Origin of the sequence: Desulfovibrio sp. JC010 (assembly GCF_010470675.1) — a bacterium.
GTDB lineage: Bacteria > Desulfobacterota > Desulfovibrionia > Desulfovibrionales > Desulfovibrionaceae > Maridesulfovibrio.
The window spans coordinates 173,562-192,972 of the sequence record NZ_VOIQ01000010.1 but is presented as its reverse complement, the minus strand read 5'-3'; the positions used below and the strand labels follow the sequence as shown (position 1 = coordinate 192,972).

Sequence of the window (19,411 nt, the reverse complement as noted above, 5' to 3'; positions counted from 1 at the left end):
TTTATTGCTCAGTTTTTTTATCTTCAATATTGCCCACAAGATCCTTGTGCAGGATTCCGGCAATCTGTTCCTTGAAGTCCATGAGTTCTTTATTGTTGATTCCGGCAACGATGTCTTCTGCTGATTCCACTTCATCAAACCCTTTGTTCATGGAGCAGATAAGGTGGATTCCCACTTTTTTGCCGTCAAGATCCACAGTGCCGAGGATATTTGATTTCTTGATTTTTTTCCTTACTGCCTGCGGAAGTCCGGGAATGGCCAGCAGCATGTCGCGGGGATAGAAAAGATAGCCGAATGAAAAGCTTTCGGCAGTAAAAGCGTCATTTTGAAACCCGCTGTTGAGGTCCAGATCACTGCTTTTGGCTGATTCCAGCATCTGCATGATGTCCGAGGCGATAGTTTCCGCATATCCTTTGTCCATGTTGTTTCTCCCTGAAATATTATGTAGCCTTCATTTGTTTGCGATGAAATTCCCCGGCAGCAGTTGCGGGGCAAAAGAGAATCAAGCATCTGCAGCATGCGGATGTCAAGCTTACTTTAATCTGCCCCACGGCTTGAATACCGAAACCCAGACCAGAAAGATCAGGCAGCCGAAAACTCCGAAGGCCGAAATTTCATTTAGCAGCTGGCTACGCAGGTATTCCGGAGTCTGCAGGGCCAGTGCCCCGGTATTGGCGGAAAGCTCGCTCATATGCTCCAGCCACGGCATGTAGCAGGTGAACCCGAAGATGATGAAGCCGAGGTTTAGTATCCATTTGGTGATGATCCATTTGAATTTGAAAAATCCCCACGCACTTTTCCATGCGAAAATGAAGCCCGTACACAGACAGCCCAGTGCCCCGGCGGTGACCACGTACTGGTCCACAATTTTCAGACAGATATCCCTGCCGTAAAGGGCTTCTCCCGACCCCGGCACAAAGAGGCAGTGCAGCAGGACCAGCGAAAGGGCACCGCCGCCCCAGAGGCAAGCACTGAGCATATGCAATGCCCGTATCCATTTTGTTTGCTTGGGTGTGAGTTTGTTCATTATTTCAAATTTTTATAAAGGTTGACAGCTGCCTGCAGCAATTTGTCCCTTTTGATGGGCTTGGACATGAATGTGTCGGCACCGTCGGCAATGCATTTTTCCCTGTACTCAGAGGAAACATGGGCTGTCAGTGCTATTATCCCGGTCCTCGGGAGAGAAGTGTCCGGTTCATGTTCTCTGAATTTTCTGAGAAATTCATAACCGTCCATGACCGGCATTTCCATATCAAGCAGGATTATATCAAAATTATCGTTTACAGCCAGCTTTAAAGCCTGCTTCCCGTCAGCCGCCACCACAAGGGTAACACCTGTGTTTTTGAAAAAATGCCTGAGCAGTTCCTGATTGGAGATATTGTCTTCAGCCAGCAGGATTCTCATGGCCGGAAGCTGCATTTGTTCTTTGTTCTGAGGTTTGGTTTCCAGAGAGCAGGATATCTGCAGCAGCTCCATGACATTGCGAAGCAGCAGCTTTCGTGAGGCCGGAAGCGGCTGCCCTCGTCCGTTGATACCCTGTTCCAACAGATTGCGGTCAAACCCGGCTCCCTGCTGAAGCATCAGCACCGGGGGAAGCTCGACTCCTTCATCCTTAAGCGAATGGAGCAGCTTCAATCCGTCTGCATTTTTGAGCGAAAGATCGTAAACCAGCAGTTTGTACCTGTTCACCTGCGGGGATGAAAGCAGCATTTTCAAGCTCTCCATCGTGGAACAGGGGGTAGTGGCACCATTGAAATATTTCAGGGTTTCGCAGAGCGAACCCAATGTTTCGGGATTCTGCGCCGCCACCAGTATCTGTGAATATCCGAGGTCCGCTTCAGCGGCCGCAGGTTGCCCCGGATCACGGGGCAGCGGCAGGGTGACCATGAAGGTACTGCCTTTGCCGGGAGTGCTGGTTGCGGAAATGGCTCCGCCCATAAGCTCGGTCAGTTTGCGGCTGATGGAAAGACCCAGCCCGGAACCGCCGTACCTGCGGGTGGTAGAGGAATCAGCCTGCGAAAATGGTTCGAAGATGGATTCCAGCTTGTCAGCACTGATGCCTATGCCCGTATCGGAGATGGTGAAGGTTATGTTCTCGGGCGACCCTCCTTCACCTGAACGGGATACAACCATGCTTACTTCCCCCCGGCTGGTGAATTTCACAGCATTGGAAAGGATGTTGAGCAGTATCTGACGCAAGCGGGTGGGGTCACCGATAACAACTTCCGGTACATCCGGCTTGTAACGCAGGATCAGGGCCACATGCCGGGAAGTTGCGGCGGTGGACTGCAGATACATGAGCGACTCGGTCTCCTGCAGCAGGTCCAGCGGGATGGATTCCAGTTTAACGTGGTTGGCTTCGATTTTAGAAAAATCAAGGATGTCGTTGATGATGGTCAGCAGAACTTCACCTGAAGATTCAAATATATTGACATATTCAGTCTGTTCGTCAGTCATGTCCGAATTCTTGAGCAGGTCCGCCACCCCCAGAATGGAGTTCAGCGGGGTGCGTATCTCGTGGCTCATGCTGGCAAGGAAGGCACTTTTGGCCTCGTTGGCTTCTTCTGTTTTCAGGATGGCCTGTTCAAGCCGTTTTTCGGTTCTTTTGTGTTCCTCGATTTCCTGATTCAGGTCGGATGTTCTGGCCTCCACTTCCCGGGCCAGCAGTTCTTTCTGCCGTTCCACTGCCCGGGTTCTCCGGTTAATGATCAGGATCAGCAGCATGATGAGAGCGATGAACAGGCAGGTCTGGAACCACCATGTTTTCCAGAACGGGGGGATGATGGTTATTTTCAGGCTGATCCCTTCTTTGTTCCAGATTCCGTCGCTGTTGGAACCCCGAACCCTGAAGATATAGTTACCATGGTCGAAGTTGGTGAAGGTGGCTTTGGCTTCCGGTCCGTCAATCCATTCGTTATTAAATCCTTCCAGCATGTACTGGTATTTATTCAGGTCCGGGTTCTGGTAATCAAGGGCGGAAAAATCAAAGCTGAACATGGCGTCTTTCCATGACAGGGTGACCTGATCAGACTCAGTGATATTGCGTTCAAGTCTGGCCGGGGAATTCATGATATTCATCCCGGTGATGACCAGTTTCGGCGGGGTGAGGTTGATCTTGATGTCACGGGGGGTGAACATGTTCAGTCCCTTCAGTCCGCCGAAGTACATCTTTCCGCTCTGGCCCATATTATAGGAATTGATCCAGAATTCGATGCCCTGCAACCCGTCGGACGGACCGAAATTCCAGACCTGCCCGCTGACCGGATCGAGACGGGAGATTCCTTTGAAGGTGGAAACCCAGACATGGCCTTTGCTGTCGAGGCAGAGCCCTTGTATGCCGTCATTGGCCAGGCCGTCCTTCACCGTGTAGCGGGTGAATATTTTACTTACGGGATCAAAACGGTTCAGCCCGGAATCTGTTCCCAGCCAGAGGGAACCGTCCGCAGCTTCGGCAACGGGGGTGACCCGGTCGTTGGAGAGAGAGTGCGGATTTGCGGGATCATGGCGGAAATGTTTAAAGGTGCCTTTTTCCCGGTCCATGAGATTCAGCCCGGCATTGGTGCAGACCCAGAAATTGTTGTTGCTGTCCTCGAATATGTTGCGGACCCTTTTGTGGCCGAGACTGGACGGATCGGAATCCGAATGCTTGTACCGTTTAAATTCCCCGGTTTTGCGGTCCAGACGGTTGAGGCCCTTTTTGCTGGTCCCGATCCAGATGTAGCCCATGCTGCCTTCGTAGATCCACCAGATGTTATTCTGGCTCAGGGAATTGTCGTTTTGTTTGTTCCACTTGTATCGTTTTACGATCCCTTTCTTTTTATGGATTACAAAGATGCCTTTTTTGCGGGTTCCCACCCAGATAAGTCCGGAACTGTCCTGAAAAATGCAGTTAATTCTGTTGCCGGATAAATTCCACGGGGCCGGGGAGTTTGTGCTGTAGCTTTCTATTCTACCGTTGCGGGGATCGTAGGTGTTAAGCCCGTTTTTGTATGTCCCGATCCAGAGCAGCCCTTCCTTGTCTTCAAGTACGGCACTTACTTCCAGCCCGGAAAGGGTGTTCTTTTTCCACGGCTGGCGGGTCAGGATGCCGAAGGCCCGCATTTTAGGGGTAAGCTTGCTCAGCCCGTCCGTATAGGTGGCGACCCAGATAACTCCGGAATTATCTTCCAGAATTTTGGTGACTTTGTTGCTGCCCAGGCTCTGGGGATCAAGCTGGTTGTTCCTGAAAAAATTAAATTTCATCTTTTCAGGGATCTGGCCGGAGGTTTCCGGTTTTCTTTTGGCCAAACCTTCCAGAGTCCCCAGCCAGAGGTTGCCGGACCGGTCTTCGTAAATGTCGTTTATTTCCAGCGAGCGGAACATGGTTTTGAATTTTCCGCTGCCGGGATCAAGGACGGAAATCCCTTTTTTGGTTCCCACCCATAATTCATTTTTTTTCTGCTGGTAAAAGCAGAGTACGGTATCATCACAAATGCTGCTTTGGTCGGCAGGGTCATATCGAAAGTTTCTGAATGATTTCTGCTTGTCATCAAACAGGTTCAGTCCTGCCGCAGTCCCCACCCAGAGACGTCCGGACCGGTCTTCGTAGATCGCCCTGATTTCATCATGGCTGATGCTGTCCGGTTGATCCGAGTGTTTGAAGCTGGTGAAGGAGGCTGAGTTGCGGTTGAACAGGTTCAGGCCCGCATTGGTTCCCACCCATAGTTTTCCTTTGGAGTCTTCAAAAATGGCACTCACATCTTTATCTGAGATGGAATTGGGGTTGTCCGGATCAGGACGAAAGCTGGTGAAGCTGTCGGTCAGCCGGTTGTAGCGGTTCAGCCCGCCGCCTTTGGTCCCTACCCAGAGCGTTCCGGAGCTGTCTTCGTAAAGGGCGCAGATGTTGCCGTCCGAGAGTTCTCCCTTGTTCTTGCCGCCCTTGTAGATTTTTATGTGCCTGCCGTCGTAGCGGTTCAGCCCTTCATATGTCCCGAACCATAGGAACCCCCGGGAGTCCTGCAACATGCACAGGATAGAGGATTGTGACAATCCTTCATTCAAGGACAACCTGTCAAACCTGAGTTCTTCCTGAAATGCAAGTGCCGATGTTATAGGTAGTAAGAATAATATCAGAAGACCTGTGGTGATGGTCGCAAATCTTATCTTAAACGGCATGTGTCTATCCATGGCTGATTGTGGGGCTGTACTAAACAGAGATAATGAGCTTGATGCGTTCCAGTGCCCAGTCCACCTGCTCCGCATTGATCACCAGTGGAGGTGCAAAGCGGATGATGTTGTCGTGGGTCTCTTTGCAGAGCAATCCGGCATCTTTCAGCTTTTCGCAGTACTGGCGTGCTCCGCCCGCATTCTGTTTGAATTCCACTGCCAGCAGGAGGCCGCGGCCGCGTACTTCCCTGATCTTGCTGTTATTAACGGAACGCAGTCCGGCAAGGAATCTTTCACCCATTTTTTCAGCGTTTTCAATCAGCTTTTCTTCGTTGAGCACCTTAAGGGCTTCCCGGGCTACAGCACAGGCCAGCGGGTTGCCGCCGAAGGTTGAGCCGTGTTCACCGGGTTTGAGTACGCCGAGGACTTCGGTGTTGGAAAGCACAGCCGATACCGGGTAGAAGCCGCCGGAAAGGGCTTTTCCGATGAGAGTGATGTCCGCTTCAATTCCTTCGTGTTCTTCGGCCAGCATTTTTCCGGTGCGGCCCAGTCCGGTCTGGATTTCATCGAGGATCAGGCTGATGTTGTTGGCAGTGCATATTTCACGGACTCTTCTGAGGTAGCCGTCCGGGGGAATGATAACCCCGGCTTCGCCCTGAATGGGTTCGACCATGAAAGCCACTGTCTTGGGGGTAATGCTTGCTTCAAGGGCATCGGCATTACCGAAGGGGATGATTTTGAAGCCGGGGGTGAAAGGGCCGAAACCTTTGCGTGAGCCGAGGTCGGTGGAAAAGCTGACGATGGTGATGGTCCTTCCGTGGAAGTTGTCACTGCAGACGATGATTTCAGCGCGGTCTTCGGGGACTCCCTTTACCTCGTAGCCCCATTTGCGCACCGCTTTGATGGCGGTTTCCACGGCTTCGGCACCGCTGTTCATGGGCAGCACTTTATGGGAATTGGTCAGGGAGCAGAGTTCTTCGTAGAAAAGTCCCAACTGGTCGTTACGGAAGGCCCGTGAGGTCAGGGTCAGTTTGTTCAGCTGATCCTGCATGGCTTTTTTTATACGCGGATGGCAATGGCCCTGATTTACTGCGGAGTAGGCGGAGAGGCAGTCCATATATTTGTTCCCTTCAACATCCCAGACCCAGACCCCTTCGCCTTTTTCAATAACAACATCGAGAGGTTTGTAATTCCGGGCACCAAATCTGTCTTCAAGTTCAATGTATTCGGACTGTTTCATGGTGTGAATCTCCGTTGTGAAATTGGTTTGAATTACTTATTTACAAGAATAAGTCCGTTTTATCCAGCATTGTCCTGTTATTCTACGTAATATATTAGCATGTTTTGCATTGCCGGGAATGCAAAACCAAAAAGCACCGCATGATTTTAGTTTTCATGCAGTGCTTTTCCTGTGTTGGTATTATTCGTCGGCTTTACTGGCTCTTGCGCTGGTCGACTTCAACCTTTTCCACCCATTTGGAGCCGGACGGAGGTTCGTAGGTGGCAAAGGCTTCAATGAGCAGGTCCGGTGTTTCAGCGATAAGCAGTTTTTCCCGGTGCATATCTTTCAGGAATCCTTCCTCAACCACGCCGTCCAGAAAAGAGAGCAGTTTGTTGTAGTAGCCGTCCACATTGAGCAGGCCGCAGGGTTTGGTGTGAAATCCGAGCTGTGCCCAGGTGAAGATTTCAAAAATTTCATCCATGGTGCCGATTCCGCCGGGCATGGCCACGAAACCGTCGGAAAGCTCGGCCATGAGTGCCTTGCGCTCATGCATGGAATCGGAGACGTGCAGCTCGGTCAGTTCGGTGTGGGCTATCTCAATTTTGTAGAGGCTTTCAGGAATTACCCCGATGACTTTGCCCCCGGCATCAAGGGCGGACTGGGCCAGTATGCCCATCAATCCGGTGCGCGAGCCTCCGTAAACCGTGGTCAGGCCGCGCTCAGCCAGCTCCCGGCCCATGTTGCGGGCCGCCTGCGCGTATTTAGGGTCGTTTCCCGGATTTGCGCCGAGGAAAACACATATGCTTTTCATTCTCAGGATTCCTTTTCGTTTCGGTAAAATGAATTATAAGCGAGGGTTAAAAGGACCGCAAACCCGGCCGAAGCAACCCCCAGTGCTGCATTGTAGAAGGGCGGGGCCGCAAGCGCAAGTCTGATCAGCAGGGTGACCAGAGCGAAGCCGGAGTTCCTGAAAACCGCATGGAAAGCCGGAAGAAAACGCTGGGAAATGAGTACCAGCAGGATATCACTGAAGATCAGGATAGTGTAAAAAGTGCTGAAGAAGTCAAATGTCGGCTTTCCGGTTATCGAGCAGTAGAGCAGGTAGCCGCTGAGGCCCATGAACAGGCCGAGCAGTATCAGGGAGACCAGCTTTTTGGAGGCAACGTAGCAGAATTTCGCAGATGGTCCCAGTGTGGGCAGCGGTTTCTGGATACGGTAGTAGATTCCCAGCAAGACAAAAACCGCAAAGGCTCCGGCTCCGTCCGAAAGTATCTGGTAGATGGGGGTCATATCTCCGGTAAAAGTGATCGGCTCCGGGAAATTGACCAGTTCCTTGAATGAATTGCGGATCAGGATCAGGCAGAGGATTTCCAGCTGTTTGCCCACGGATTTGGAAAGAGAACAGGGCAGTACGAAGATAAAGCTGATCACCTCCAGCACCAGCACCAAAGTAAATGCTATGCCTACTGCGGCATAGTGGCTGGTAGGAGTCTTGGCTGCAATGACTTCGGACAGCAAACCCTGCCTGCCCAGCTCAATGCCAAGCAGGGCGGCCAGAAAACAGGCTATGAGCAGACCCGCTACAGCCCGTTCCGTTTTTTCGTTTTTCCAGAACGCATGCAGCGGGTCGAAGGCATAGGTAGCCAGTTCATAAATGGAATATCTCATAAAAATTTCACCACTATGATTGTGCAGTCATCTTCCAGCGGAAAACCTTTGCGGTAGGCAGCCACTTCAATGAGAATCGTGTCCGCTATTTCCTGAGCCTGCTTGTGGCTGTTGTCGCGAATAAGTTGTTTCAGACGCTCCTTACCGAACTGCTTGCCTGAAAGGTCGTGCGCTTCCCAGATGCCGTCAGTGTAAAGAACCATGATCTGCCCTTGATTCATGGGGGTCGCGTATTCGCGGTAAGGATAATCTTCATCCACACCGAGAGCCAGCCCTTCGCCCAGAAGTTGATCAAAACGGTCTTCTTCGGGGGTGTAGACCAGTCCGGGGTCATGCCCGGCCCTGATCCAGTTGACGATTCTTTTCTCAGCATTGCAGACGGCCATGAACATGGTCATGAAGTGCCCGGTCTGGGCGCAATCCTTGGTAACAAGGCGGTTGAGTTCCACTGCTGCCTCTACCAGAGTTTTGCCTCGGCCGGAAAGGGCGCGCATGTAGGCCCGGGCACTGGTCATGAGCAGGGCTGCGCTTATGCCATGGCCGGACACATCGCCGATGGCCGTGGCAAAAGTATTCGGGCCGCAGGTGGAGCAGCCTAAAAAGTCATAGTAGTCGCCCCCGGTCTTTTCGGAAAAGGTGCAGCGTGCTCCTATCTCGACTCCTTCCACAACGGGGGAAGCCTGCGGGAAAAGTGACTGCTGGGCTTCATCGGCCAGACTCAGGGCCTGCCTGATCTGGGAATGCTCGCGTAGTTGCGGGACCATGATATTGAAATTTTCAGCAAGGTCGCCAAGCTCATCCCTGGAGTGGAAGTCCGCACGGGCATCCCAGTCTCCCTCACCCACCTTGGTCATGGCTTCTGAAATTTTGCGGATGGGTGTGGATAGGCTCTGGGCCACAAAAAAGGCTACAACCGCGATGGACAGGATTACCGCCAGTGCGATCAGCGAAGTTCCTTCGTACTGGTTGGCAATGCTTTCCCGCACATACTGTTCGGCTTCATCCGCCTCGGCTGTGAATTCGTGAACCGGGGTGATGATGAGAATGGATACGGCTTTGTTTACAGGGCTGTATGTCCACAAGGAAGGGACTCCCTTGTAATTCATCTGCAGAACACCTGAATTCTTTTCATCAACATCTGTGATCAGAGTTTTGAATTCAGGGTTATCTTCGCTCAGCCATTCTTTTTTCGGGGGAGCCTGCCAGAATCGCCCATGTTCAGGGCGGAATCTGTTTTCATCCTGCTCCTCGCCTATCTTACTGATTACCAGCAGTGAATTCTGTTGCTCTTCTTCCCGATACAAAGTCGAGACCATCAGTACTTTTGCTTTCTGGATGTCGGTTGAAATGAGGGCTTTGTTTATGCTCTCCCCAATGGGGATTACCAGTGAAGCAACTCCGATGAATTGACCGTCAGCTCCATAAAGCGGGGCGGTCAACCTGTTGCAGAGGGTTTTTGTGGCTGCATCGGTGGACGGAAGGGTCCAGTTTGCTGTACCCAGCTTGCGGGTTGCTTTGTACCATTCGTGGGTTCTGGGGTCATACTTTCTGGGAAAGGAAGTATGACCCGGATAGCTGGCAACCAGACCGTTTTCAAGGATGATTTCCTGCCAGAGAACGAGATCCTGCAAAACAGCGGCGGATGTTTTGAAATCATCCAGCAGGGGGGTGATTCTGTTGATATCTCTTGCGGCTTGTTCACGGGTCAGATCCCCGGCCAGCCAAAACGAAACATGGTCGAGCGTAACAGGCAGGTCAATGAGGTCTCCGCGCTGGATGTCGGCCATCTGGGTGTGGCTGTTTTTGCGGTTCCCGCTTTTGCCTAAAAGTGCCCGTTTTTTATAGGCAGGGATGTTGATGAGCTCCGGTTTGTCAAAGCTTGTGTTTGGAGTGGTAATGAAAGCTTTTTTCACCTGCGGGGCTGTATCATCATCGTTCAACCGCAGTTCCGCTTCTCCCTGAATGCTGTTGAGGCTGCTTTTGTAAAGTCTTTCCTCAATATTGATCATGACCGCAGCACCCTTGGCCTGATCGGCAAGGGTGCGGGTGGCCCGTTCCAGCAGGGTTACACGGGTCTGGGTCTGCAGATCAGCCCCCAGCTCCTTAAGTGAATTCAGTCCGTGTGTTTTGAGCACGAACAAAGGAGTCAGGGAAAAAGTCAGCAGTACTATGAGCAGTTTCCAGCGGAGTTTCATAAGGGTATTAAAACCTATCCAAACTTAATATTCAATGAAGAAAACGTTTAAAACGTCCGCTTTTTTGGTGAAGTCAGTTCAGCAGTGCTGTAAGCGCGATAACCGCTCCCAGTGAAGGCAGCAGGTTGGCGAGGTTGATTTTCTTGATGTCCAGAATGGTAAGGCTGATGCCGATGATGAGCAGCCCGCCGCAGGCGGTCAGCTGACCGATCATCAGCGGGGAGAAGTATTCCTGAAATGAACCGGCAAAAAGGGTCAGTGCGCCCTGATAGATGACCACCGGGATAAAGGAAAAGAGCACCCCGATCCCATAGGATGAAGCAAGGGCGATGGATGCGAAACCGTCCAGCATGGCCTTGGTGTACAGGATGTCGGTGTTGCCGTTTATGCCTTCCTCCAGTGAGCCGATAATGGCCATGGCACCGATGCAGAAAATAAGGGAAGCGGTGATCATGCCGTCAATGAATCGGGTGTCGCTGGAGCCGACTTTCTTTTTCAGCCATGCGGCCCCGCGTTCGAAAAGGGTATCCAGCCGGAGCAGTTCCCCAAGGATTCCACCTATGATCAGGCTGAAGATGACAACAAGAATATCTTCAACCTTCAAAGACATCTGGATGCCGATGAGCAGCACGCCAAGCCCCAGAGCCTGAAAAATAATCTCCCGGATACGTTCCGGAAACCTGCTGTGCAGCAGGATGCCGATAATGGAACCGCCGATGATGGCAGCACCGTTCACAAGTGAGCCGATGGGAATCATTGGGAATCTCTTTTTTAGAATTAGTGAAAGGAGCAAGAAAATAGCACCGGATCATCCGCTTTACAATAGAGTAAAGTCGTAACTTTTTTACATATGGATAATTAGCGGATATGTCTGGCAGAGCGGCTATAAATGCAGGCCGATCTTGATAATTAACCTTGACAGCTGTAAAGTCATTTAATATTAACAATCCCTCACCTATGCCGGGATGGCGGAATTGGTAGACGCAGCGGACTCAAAATCCGCCGGGTTCACGCCCTTGAGAGTTCGAGTCTCTCTCCCGGTACCAGATAATACAAGGACTTACAGCTTTTGGCTGTGAGTCCTTTTTTATTTGGGCGGTGTTTTGTACAACTCCTGTACAACTTTTTTGGGGTGTGAGATTGAATTTGTGGCTTTTTTGAGCTTATATCTGTCTAAGAAATCCAAAAGAGGGCAGTTTATGAGTATTGATGAAAATGATATTGGGTTTGCCAAGTTGTTGGATGTGTATTGTCCTGAGAAATTTGACACTCATTTGTTGATTTATGCTGAAGGAATGCTGGACTATGCCAAACGTCTTTCCCGCAGAGATAAATATTTTAATATGTCAGTTTGGGGTATTGAAGATCGGGCTTTCGGGAGCCTTTTTCTTTTCCCTCCTCAGATTGTAGAATTAATAGCAAAAGATTCTCCGCTGATTGCTAATACAAAAATTGCTGAATTTGATATGAGCCATACTGCTGAAATTTCAGCCTCGGAATTAGAACAGCTTGAACTTTATCGTCCAATAAAAAATTTGCTTGTCATTATAGCTACGGCCAATGACATCCTTGAAATATACGAGCAAAATAAAGTAGCTCCCAGATCTTTATGTTCCCGCTTGCTGGACGATGTGAATAAATATCACGAATGGGCTTCAAAAGTTCATCTTTCAAAAGCTGAAATAGCCGTTAAAGACAAAGGGCAAAGTAAAAAGAAGTATAAAAGTGGTGCACCTAAGTGGTTTGTTTCTCTCTGCAACCACCATGATATTAACCCAAATCAATCCGCGTGGAGGGTTTGGAGCAACATAAAGAAGTCGTGGTCTCCTGCGACCCCTCTTTCGTTTGATATTTTTGAGGCCATTATTCATGACGGGAAATTATATTACTCTAATATGCGAATGAATGAAAAGGATTGGAATGACTATGTGACAAAAAGAAAAGCATCTTCGATTAGCTATGAAACATTCAGCAATTATTTATCTGACTTCAAAAGTATCATAGAAAAATCATAAATTTTATCAATGCGCTGAAATATTTATAAAAACCTAAAGATCTGAAAGTCTCATACTTTTCAGCACACCTTATCGCTCGGTGCTAGCCTTCACACATCTTAACAAATGTTCGGAGGTTAACACTTATGCCAATCAAAAATTCAAATGAATCCTCAGGGGCGGATCTGGCGATCCTGCACAAAACCCTGCCCCCGATTATCGCCCGTAAAGACATAAAGATATATCTGGGCGGTCTCATCTCCAGCGGCTATCTTGCAAATCTTGATTCGCAAGGTCGCGGCCCGAAAAGTATCAAGAGCGGTAGGCGAGTCGCCTATCTGCGTGGAGACTTGATTTCATGGCTTGAAAACTGGTTGCAGGGGTAAACAGGATGGTTTCCCTCTCATCAGTTTCAGCTATGACGCTTTCTGAAGCCGCATTGTATTATGCGAAGCAAGGCATCCCGGTCTTCCCCTGCACAGGAAAACGTCCTTGTGTTTCCGGCGGATTCAAAAGCGCGACCACTGACGCGAACCAAATCACCCGCTGGTGGCAGCAATTCCCACAGGCGAATATCGGCAGCCCCACCGGGGCGAACAGCTTTGTACTGGATATTGACCCGCCGCATGGTGAGGAGTCCCTTGCCGAGCTTGAACGCCAGAACTCCCTTCTACCTGAAACCTTGACCCAGCGCACCGGAAGCGGCGGACGGCATCTATTCTTTATGAAGCCTGCCGAAATCGAGATCCGCAACTCTGCCAGCAAGATAAGCAAAGGACTCGATATCCGTGGAAGCGGTGGCTACATCATTCTGCCGCCGTCAATTCATGTTTCGGGGAATCCCTATCAATGGATAAACGAAAGCCCTCTCGCTGAAGCTCCGACTTGGCTGATCGAACTGATTTCTTCGGGTGCGAGATCCGGCAGTCTGAAGGCGTCTTCATATGCACAATCCATGCTGAAGGCCGAAGAAGGCACGCGCAACGATTCATTGAACAAGGTCGCTTTTCAGGTCGGGAAGGACATTGCTTCTGGGAAGACCGGAGAGGATTCCGTTAATGACGTTGCTGAAGCTGCCTTAAAAACAGGCTTGGGAGCGCAGGAAATCCAGCGGACCATCCAGAGCGGTGTACTGGCCGGAAAGAAGGTTGTTGAAGAAAGCAATCCCTATTCCGGCATTGCAACCTCGGCTTGGCCTGTCCCAAATCCAAATGTCTTTTACGGTTTAGCTGGTGAATTTGCTGAATTCGCGGTGGAAAAATCAGAAGCTGATCCCCTCGCCGTACTGGCCACTTTCCTTTGTCGATTCGGCGTTGAGGTCGGACAGTTGCCACATATGTTTGCCGGAGAGAAGCAATACAGCCGGATAAATGCGGTGCTGGTCGGGCAGAGTTCAAAGGCCCGCAAAGGCACTTCGTCCATACCTATCCGGGAACTGTTTGCTTTCAATGAAAAAGGATGGGGTTCGGCACAGACATCTTCCGGCCCGCTTTCCAGTGGCGAGGGCCTCATCTATGCCATCCGTGACCCGGAATTGAAATATCAGGTCGACAAAAGCACCGGAGTCGGCGAGCGGATCACCATTGATCCCGGCGTTGAGGATAAACGGCTTTTCATTCTTGATCCAGAATTCGCCGGGGCCTTGGCTTGCACAAAGCGTGAAGGAAACACCCTTTCGACAATCGTCAGAACTCTCTTTGACGGCGGAACCATCGAACCGCTGACCAAAACAAGCAAGCTGGTGGCAACTGATCCGCATGTCGCCATCACCACCCACATCACTTTGCAGGAGCTGCACGCCCGTCTTGATCGGGTTGAGATATTCAATGGTTTTGCAAACCGCTTTCTCTGGCTCTGCGTCCGCAGAACAAAATTGATTCCTTTCCCGGAGCCTTTGGACAGCCAGCGAGTGACGGAGTTTCAAAGGAAGCTCTTCGAGTTGCTGGAATCCGCAAAAGAGCGTTCCCAGATAGATTTTGATTCTGAAGCCCGTAACCAATGGGGCGCGGTCTATCCGCAACTGGCGAAAGAACGTGCGGATTTGCTTGGCTCGGTTCTGAACCGATCCGAAGCATATGTCCGGCGCATTGCGCTCATCTATGCCTTGCTTGATGGCAGCGAAAATGTCCGGCTGCCCCACCTGAAAGCAGCCCTTGCGCTCTGGGATTATTGTGAACAGTCAGCGCGGTTCATTTTCGCCGGATTGGAAAGCGATTCGACCAGCCAGAAAATCATGGAAGCTCTGGAGGAGTCCGGCGGAATGATCGACACTTCCGGGCTGTACAAATTCTTTGGAAACCACATCTCAAAGCAGAAGATGACCGTGGCCCTGAACAACCTCCTAGCCAGCCGGAATATCCGGGTGGAGGAGTCAAAGCCGCAGGGAGGCGGGCGGCCTAGAAAAATATTTTATTTATGCGAAAAAAGCTAATTTTGCGAATTTACTCCCCTGCGTTGTCAGTAAATTCGCAAAGATCGCAAAATTCGCAATGAAAAATAAAAAAGGAGTTTGCTTTTATGCTCGTTCAAAAATTTAAAATCACAAACGCCAATGCCCATTGAATTTTCTTTAACTTATGCGATCTCAGCGGGATTGTAGAGACTTCTACAGGAACTAAGTGGAATTAACGAGAATCTAGAGGATTTTGTCCGGCTCTTGCTAATTCTCTAAAGGATTTCGTTAAACCTCGATTGTTATTGTGGTGTCTGGAGGCAGGACAGGTAAGGTAGTCCCACTTTTTCAAAGCGGTTGACCTTACGCCCTGCTCAGCCTTGGGGCTGAGGGTGACTTATTCTCCTTCGGTTCAACGTGAATTGAAAAACAGATTATAAGGATGGGTGGTTAATGCCCTCAAAGAAACAAATCATTAAAACCTACGTTTCCGACGAGGAATACAATCAGATCAGCGAGACTGCGCAGCAGTGCAGTCTTTCGCTGTCTGCCTTTGTTAAGGCCGTATCGCTGGGACATGAAATCAGAAGCAGCACTGACCAGCAGGCACGCCGGGAGCTTTTAAAGCTTAATGCCGATCAGGGTCGTCTGGGTGGCTTGTTAAAAATGATGATTCTGGACGATGACGAAAACCGGGGCAAAGCGGAAAGGCCGCTTGAAGACATTCGCCGTCTTCAGAACAGACTGCTTCAGAAGGTTCGAAGAATATGATCAGCCGAAGGGTTGCCTGCAAGCCGCAAAACGACAATTACCGCCGACTCGCTGCCTACATTGCCGATGCCAAGCACAAGGGCGAAAAGAGTCTCATGTCATGGTGTGCTGGATGCTGGGCTGGCGACGATTACGAACTGGCCATTCAGGAAGTGCTCGATACTCAGGATTTGAATACACGCACCCGCAAGGAAAAGACATATCATTTGATAGTGTCTTTCAGGCCTGAAGATGAGTCCATCCTTACGCCGGAAACGTACAAAGAGATTGAGCTGGAGTTCTCCAAGGCTTTGGGGTTTGAAGAACACCAGCGGCATTGCGGGGTTCACAAAAACACCAACAACCTGCATATGCACATCGCCTACAACATGATTCACCCGGAGACTTTGAATCGTCATGAGCCATACCGTGACTTTTACAAGCGCGATAGGCTGCATCGTGATCTGGAGCAAAAGTTCGGCTTAAAAGTTGATAACGGCAGGCAAAAGGAAAGCGAACCAAAACGCACAAATGATCGAGCTGCAAGCTATGAAGCCCATTCCGGGCAGCAATCCTTTGATTCATATATAAAGGAACGCAAAGATTTCATTTTGGAGTCCTTGCGCTCCGCGCAAAACTGGCAGAGCTTCCATAAATCCCTAGCGCAAATCGGTATCGAAATCAGACTGCGCGGCAATGGATGCAGCATAAAAGACCTCCATTCCAAAACGGCCATTAAAGCCAGCAGCCTTGACCGGGATTTTTCCAAGCCCAAACTGGAATCCAAGCTGGGCAAGTTCCAAAAGCCTTTCGACTTCAAGGTGGAAGAAAAAGAGCGATACGTTTCAAGGCCGTTGCATAAGTATCGCGGAGAACTGTACGCCGAATACCGCACGGCTATCGAATCCAGAAAGAAAGCATACAAATCCCTGAAGGAAGAGCAGGATGCTCGCTGGAAGAAAATCACCACGTTCTGGAATGAGAAAATAAAGAAAACCAAGAACGACTCCCAGCTTCGGCCCAATAACAAGGCCCGTTTACTTGCGTTGGCGATGGATAGAAAAAGTGCCGAGATCGAAACCTTCAAAAAGAAAATGGCCGTAAAGCGTGCAGCCCTGCGTGAACAAACGCCATTTAGCAGGTGGAACGATTTTTTGAAATGGAAGGCCGAAAACGGGAATGAAGTTGCCTTGGGAATTTTACGCTCAAAGAAGGAGTCCAGCAGCCCAGAAAATAAACCGGAAAGGGATAACCGTGGCAGCAAGCTCTCAAACCTGAAGCGTAAACAAAGTGAAATCAGGCGAGATTCCTCTTTTGTCTGGAAAGATCAACGTCGACTGCTGTCCATTTCCAAAATGCTGCAATTGCAAGCTGAAGAATCCAACCGCAATACAGGCGGCGATGAACAAAGTGTCATGGCCGGACTGACTTGGCGTGTGGATTCATCCGGCAATGTCCTCTACACGCTGAAGAGCGGAGCCATGGTTAAAGACAATGGCGATAAGATTTTCTTCAGCGTTGGTGATTCCGGTGCGGAGCGGGTTGCGCTGGAGCTTGGGCGGATGATGTTCGGGCGGAAGGCTGTTATATCTGGGAATGTGATTGTACGTAAAGAGAGGAATCTAACGAGAACTTAGCAAAATTATGAATGCAGGCGGCCTGCCGGTTGAGAAAAATCACCCCACCTTAACCCGCTCATCCAAATCCTCCATAACTTCCCCCGGCTCAATATCCTGCAGAGATGATTCAGCCACCAGATGCGAGGCATACTGCTGCCCCCACTCGAACATATTTTCCAGAATGGGGATCAGGGTTTTGCCGATGGGGGTCAGCGAATATTCCACCTTGGGCGGCACAACCTTGTATACTTCACGATGCACAATGCCGTCGCTGACCAATTCCTTAAGCTGCGAAATGAGCATCTTTTCCGAAATTCCGATGATGGAATCACGCAATTCCCCAAAACGCATGACCGGATTCTGGCCCAGATAAAATAAAATTTTCGGCTTCCATTTCCCGCCGATGATCATCTGCGACAGCTGAAAGTAACACATAAAATCCTTTTTTCCCGCCCTCTTGGGATAGCACGCCTCATGTTCGACCATATTTTTACCCTCTCCATCTCCATACTTACAAAAAGGTTAGTATCGAACAAAAAAGTAGGTACTTGACCAAAATCAAGCGTAGGCTATTTTTATTGGCAGGTAAAGCGTCGCCCCGATCAGGGGAAGGAGTGGACGCTAAAACAGGCAGTAAAAACATTACACAGGAGCAAAAAATGGATAACGCAAAGCAGATTGAAGCAACCATGGCGGAAGTAGAAAACGATTTCGGTTTCGTTCCGAACCTTATGAAAGAAATGGCTAAAAGTCCGGCAGCACCTCTGGTCTATACCAAAACCGAAGGCATCATGCACGGTGGACATCTTGACGCCATGGAACAGCAGGTGGTGCAGTTGGTTGTTTCACTCTTCAACGGTTGTAACTACTGCTCCAGCATGCACAGTAAATTTTCTGAAGTAAACGGCGTGAGCCACGAAGATGTCCTCGCCATTCGCAAGGGCGAAACTCCCAAGGACAAACACGTAGGCGATCTGGTCTGGATCACCACAACCATTCTGGAAAAACGCGGTCACCTCAATGATAAGGAAATCGAAATTGCCGAAGGTATGGGGATCGACAGACCGCGCATCTACGAGATCCTCGCTCAGGTAGGCCGTAAAATGCTTGCCAACTACGCGGTTCACATCATCAATCCTGAACTCGACGATGAATTCGTTTTTGTCGAATAACACAGCAAAAACCGGACATGCTCCGGGGGTAAACGGGGCATGTCCGAGAATAAGGAATTCAAAGATGAAAGTTGAACAGGCTGTCGGGCTTTTTCATGGCAGGAAAAAATACAATTGCGCTCAGGCGGTACTCAAGGCCTATCAACCGGAATCAGGTATTTCTGAAATGGCAGTGCAAGCAGCTTCCATGGCCGGAGGCGGAAGAGCTGTAGGAGGAACCTGCGGGGCTCTGCATGCAGCCATGATTCTGCTTGATGATCCCACAATTGTGGACCGGGTCAAGCAGGAATTTTCCAAAACAGCAGGCTCGACTATTTGCCGGGAAATCCGCTCATTCAGGCGTATCAACTGCCGTGAATGCGTGGCCCTTTCAGCCGCTCTTGTCAGCCAATATGCAAAGGACCTGCGCCCGGATGATCCCGACTATATTTCCAATCTTAAAGAACGAGAACAGGTTCTGCTGCCCATGCAGGCTGTCAGCGGCAACCTGAGACAATAATTTTATAAGGAATCAATTATGAAAATACTCGGTATCAGCGGCAGTCCGCGTAAAAAAGGCTCAACGTCCGAGTTGGTTCAGACCGTCCTTGAAGCCACCGGGCTGGAGACTGAATTCATATCACTGGGCGGCAAGAAAATTTCCGCTTGCAAATATTGTCTGGCCTGCGCCAAAGACAACGTCTGCAAAGTTAAAGACGATATGTATAAACTGCGCGAAAAACTTCTTGAAGCGGACGGATTCGTCATCGGCGGCTGCAATATGTGGTCTACCCTGAATGGCTACACCCACAATTTTATGGAACGACTCTTCCAGTTCCATCATCAGGGTAACAATCCCCTGCGTGGCAAACCTGCGGTGGCAATAGGTGTCGGCGGCGGTGATGGAAATCCCCCGGCACAGGAACTGTTGAACAGGTTTAAGATGTTCGGTTTCAATACTGTCGGCTCAGTGACTGCCCAAGGAGATTTTGCCTGCTATTCCTGCGGTATCGGCAATAAATGCGATATCAGCCTCGTCTGCGGTCTGGATGAAAACGGCGATGTGGATATGAACTGCAAGCCAAACCTCAACAAACAGCCACAGGTGCTCAAAGAAGCCAAACAACTCGGTAAATTACTCAAAGGAGCGGTTTGCATTTAACAGCTTTCCAGCCATAAAACAGGGCGCAGAAAAATATTCTGCGCCCTGTTTTGCTTTGCAACTTTTGTCGGATACATACAAACCCAGCAGATGCTATGGAACGGTAACCGAAA

17 protein-coding genes and 1 tRNA gene are annotated in these 19,411 nt (G+C 50.0%); 9 read left to right on the top strand and 9 right to left on the bottom strand.

The genetic code is table 11. The annotated features are described in order from the left end of the window. Position 1: 1 nt before the first annotated feature. From FMR86_RS13025 to FMR86_RS12990, 8 genes are all read right to left on the bottom strand, one after another. Entirely contained in the window at positions 2-421 is a 420-nt protein-coding gene (locus tag FMR86_RS13025; RefSeq protein WP_163351840.1) for a hypothetical protein, read from the bottom strand. A gap of 111 nt (positions 422-532) precedes the next feature. Continuing rightward, positions 533-979, bottom strand: a complete 447-nt coding sequence (locus tag FMR86_RS13020; protein ID WP_239057235.1) for a hypothetical protein — start codon at positions 977-979, stop codon at positions 533-535. A gap of 47 nt (positions 980-1,026) precedes the next feature. After that, a complete protein-coding gene (locus FMR86_RS13015; RefSeq protein WP_163351838.1) occupies positions 1,027-5,154 on the bottom strand; it encodes a hybrid sensor histidine kinase/response regulator in 4,128 nt (1,375 codons plus the stop codon). A gap of 31 nt (positions 5,155-5,185) precedes the next feature. Continuing rightward, complete coding sequence (gene rocD, locus FMR86_RS13010) at positions 5,186-6,385, bottom strand: ornithine--oxo-acid transaminase (RefSeq protein WP_163351837.1); 1,200 nt, start codon at positions 6,383-6,385, stop codon at positions 5,186-5,188. Between the two features lie 193 nt (positions 6,386-6,578). Next, entirely contained in the window at positions 6,579-7,178 is a 600-nt protein-coding gene (locus tag FMR86_RS13005) for a TIGR00730 family Rossman fold protein (RefSeq protein ID WP_163351836.1), read from the bottom strand. A gap of 2 nt (positions 7,179-7,180) precedes the next feature. Beyond that, positions 7,181-8,035 (bottom strand): hypothetical protein, encoded by an 855-nt coding sequence (locus FMR86_RS13000; protein ID WP_163351835.1) that lies wholly within the window; start codon positions 8,033-8,035, stop codon positions 7,181-7,183. Further along, complete coding sequence (locus tag FMR86_RS12995; RefSeq protein WP_163351834.1) at positions 8,032-10,230, bottom strand: SpoIIE family protein phosphatase; 2,199 nt, start codon at positions 10,228-10,230, stop codon at positions 8,032-8,034. Before FMR86_RS12995 ends, FMR86_RS13000 begins: the two co-directional genes overlap by 4 nt. A gap of 73 nt (positions 10,231-10,303) precedes the next feature. Next, the gene (locus tag FMR86_RS12990) at positions 10,304-10,987 is read right to left on the bottom strand and encodes a DUF554 domain-containing protein (RefSeq protein WP_163351833.1); all 684 of its coding nucleotides are present in this window, start codon (positions 10,985-10,987) and stop codon (positions 10,304-10,306) included. 202 nt (positions 10,988-11,189) lie between these two features. On the opposite strand from FMR86_RS12990, the gene FMR86_RS12985 reads away from it, so the two are divergent. From FMR86_RS12985 to traI, 6 genes are all read left to right on the top strand, one after another. Beyond that, positions 11,190-11,276: transfer RNA gene (locus tag FMR86_RS12985), tRNA-Leu, on the top strand. Between the two features lie 153 nt (positions 11,277-11,429). Continuing rightward, the gene (locus tag FMR86_RS12980; RefSeq protein ID WP_163351832.1) at positions 11,430-12,245 is read left to right on the top strand and encodes a hypothetical protein; all 816 of its coding nucleotides are present in this window, start codon (positions 11,430-11,432) and stop codon (positions 12,243-12,245) included. Between the two features lie 125 nt (positions 12,246-12,370). Continuing rightward, the gene (locus tag FMR86_RS12975; RefSeq protein WP_163351831.1) at positions 12,371-12,610 is read left to right on the top strand and encodes an AlpA family transcriptional regulator; all 240 of its coding nucleotides are present in this window, start codon (positions 12,371-12,373) and stop codon (positions 12,608-12,610) included. Between the two features lie 32 nt (positions 12,611-12,642). Then, positions 12,643-14,655 (top strand): bifunctional DNA primase/polymerase, encoded by a 2,013-nt coding sequence (locus FMR86_RS12970; RefSeq protein WP_163351830.1) that lies wholly within the window; start codon positions 12,643-12,645, stop codon positions 14,653-14,655. A 414-nt stretch (positions 14,656-15,069) separates the two neighbouring features. Further along, positions 15,070-15,387, top strand: coding sequence for a conjugal transfer protein TraJ (locus tag FMR86_RS12965; RefSeq protein WP_163351829.1), 318 nt, complete (start codon positions 15,070-15,072; stop codon positions 15,385-15,387). Further along, a complete protein-coding gene (gene traI / locus FMR86_RS20590) occupies positions 15,384-17,003 on the top strand; it encodes a TraI/MobA(P) family conjugative relaxase (protein ID WP_239057234.1) in 1,620 nt (539 codons plus the stop codon). The genes FMR86_RS12965 and traI overlap by 4 nt, the downstream gene beginning before the upstream one ends. Before the next feature lie 39 nt (positions 17,004-17,042). Here the strand turns inward: traI and FMR86_RS12950 are convergent, their stop codons facing one another. Further along, a complete protein-coding gene (locus FMR86_RS12950) occupies positions 17,043-17,420 on the bottom strand; it encodes a helix-turn-helix domain-containing protein (RefSeq protein WP_163351828.1) in 378 nt (125 codons plus the stop codon). 224 nt (positions 17,421-17,644) lie between these two features. Between FMR86_RS12950 and FMR86_RS12945 the strand changes: the two genes are divergently transcribed. The 3 genes from FMR86_RS12945 to FMR86_RS12935 all read left to right on the top strand — a co-directional run bounded on the left by FMR86_RS12945 (position 17,645) and on the right by FMR86_RS12935 (position 19,298). Beyond that, positions 17,645-18,157 carry a carboxymuconolactone decarboxylase family protein gene (locus tag FMR86_RS12945; protein WP_163351827.1) on the top strand — a complete coding sequence of 171 codons (513 nt, stop codon included), beginning with the start codon at positions 17,645-17,647 and terminating at the stop codon, positions 18,155-18,157. A 64-nt stretch (positions 18,158-18,221) separates the two neighbouring features. Further along, positions 18,222-18,656, top strand: a complete 435-nt coding sequence (locus FMR86_RS12940) for a C-GCAxxG-C-C family protein (RefSeq protein WP_163351826.1) — start codon at positions 18,222-18,224, stop codon at positions 18,654-18,656. Positions 18,657-18,674: 18 nt separating this feature from the next. Further along, the gene (locus FMR86_RS12935; RefSeq protein ID WP_163351825.1) at positions 18,675-19,298 is read left to right on the top strand and encodes a flavodoxin family protein; all 624 of its coding nucleotides are present in this window, start codon (positions 18,675-18,677) and stop codon (positions 19,296-19,298) included. The last annotated feature ends 113 nt before the right edge of the window (positions 19,299-19,411 follow it).

Coding starts and splice junctions, on each gene's coding strand:
- FMR86_RS12945 (WP_163351827.1), top strand. CDS start 17,645: ATGGATAACGCAAAGCAGATTGAAGCAACCATGGCGGAAGTAGAAAAC.
- FMR86_RS13015 (WP_163351838.1), bottom strand. CDS start 5,154: ATGCCGTTTAAGATAAGATTTGCGACCATCACCACAGGTCTTCTGATA.
- FMR86_RS12950 (WP_163351828.1), bottom strand. CDS start 17,420: ATGTGTTACTTTCAGCTGTCGCAGATGATCATCGGCGGGAAATGGAAG.
- FMR86_RS12995 (WP_163351834.1), bottom strand. CDS start 10,230: ATGAAACTCCGCTGGAAACTGCTCATAGTACTGCTGACTTTTTCCCTG.
- FMR86_RS12965 (WP_163351829.1), top strand. CDS start 15,070: ATGCCCTCAAAGAAACAAATCATTAAAACCTACGTTTCCGACGAGGAA.
- FMR86_RS12935 (WP_163351825.1), top strand. CDS start 18,675: ATGAAAATACTCGGTATCAGCGGCAGTCCGCGTAAAAAAGGCTCAACG.
- FMR86_RS13020 (WP_239057235.1), bottom strand. CDS start 979: ATGCTCAGTGCTTGCCTCTGGGGCGGCGGTGCCCTTTCGCTGGTCCTG.
- rocD (WP_163351837.1), bottom strand. CDS start 6,385: ATGAAACAGTCCGAATACATTGAACTTGAAGACAGATTTGGTGCCCGG.
- FMR86_RS12980 (WP_163351832.1), top strand. CDS start 11,430: ATGAGTATTGATGAAAATGATATTGGGTTTGCCAAGTTGTTGGATGTG.
- FMR86_RS12970 (WP_163351830.1), top strand. CDS start 12,643: ATGACGCTTTCTGAAGCCGCATTGTATTATGCGAAGCAAGGCATCCCG.
- FMR86_RS12990 (WP_163351833.1), bottom strand. CDS start 10,987: ATGATTCCCATCGGCTCACTTGTGAACGGTGCTGCCATCATCGGCGGT.
- FMR86_RS12975 (WP_163351831.1), top strand. CDS start 12,371: ATGCCAATCAAAAATTCAAATGAATCCTCAGGGGCGGATCTGGCGATC.
- FMR86_RS12940 (WP_163351826.1), top strand. CDS start 18,222: ATGAAAGTTGAACAGGCTGTCGGGCTTTTTCATGGCAGGAAAAAATAC.
- traI (WP_239057234.1), top strand. CDS start 15,384: ATGATCAGCCGAAGGGTTGCCTGCAAGCCGCAAAACGACAATTACCGC.
- FMR86_RS13025 (WP_163351840.1), bottom strand. CDS start 421: ATGGACAAAGGATATGCGGAAACTATCGCCTCGGACATCATGCAGATG.
- FMR86_RS13005 (WP_163351836.1), bottom strand. CDS start 7,178: ATGAAAAGCATATGTGTTTTCCTCGGCGCAAATCCGGGAAACGACCCT.
- FMR86_RS13000 (WP_163351835.1), bottom strand. CDS start 8,035: ATGAGATATTCCATTTATGAACTGGCTACCTATGCCTTCGACCCGCTG.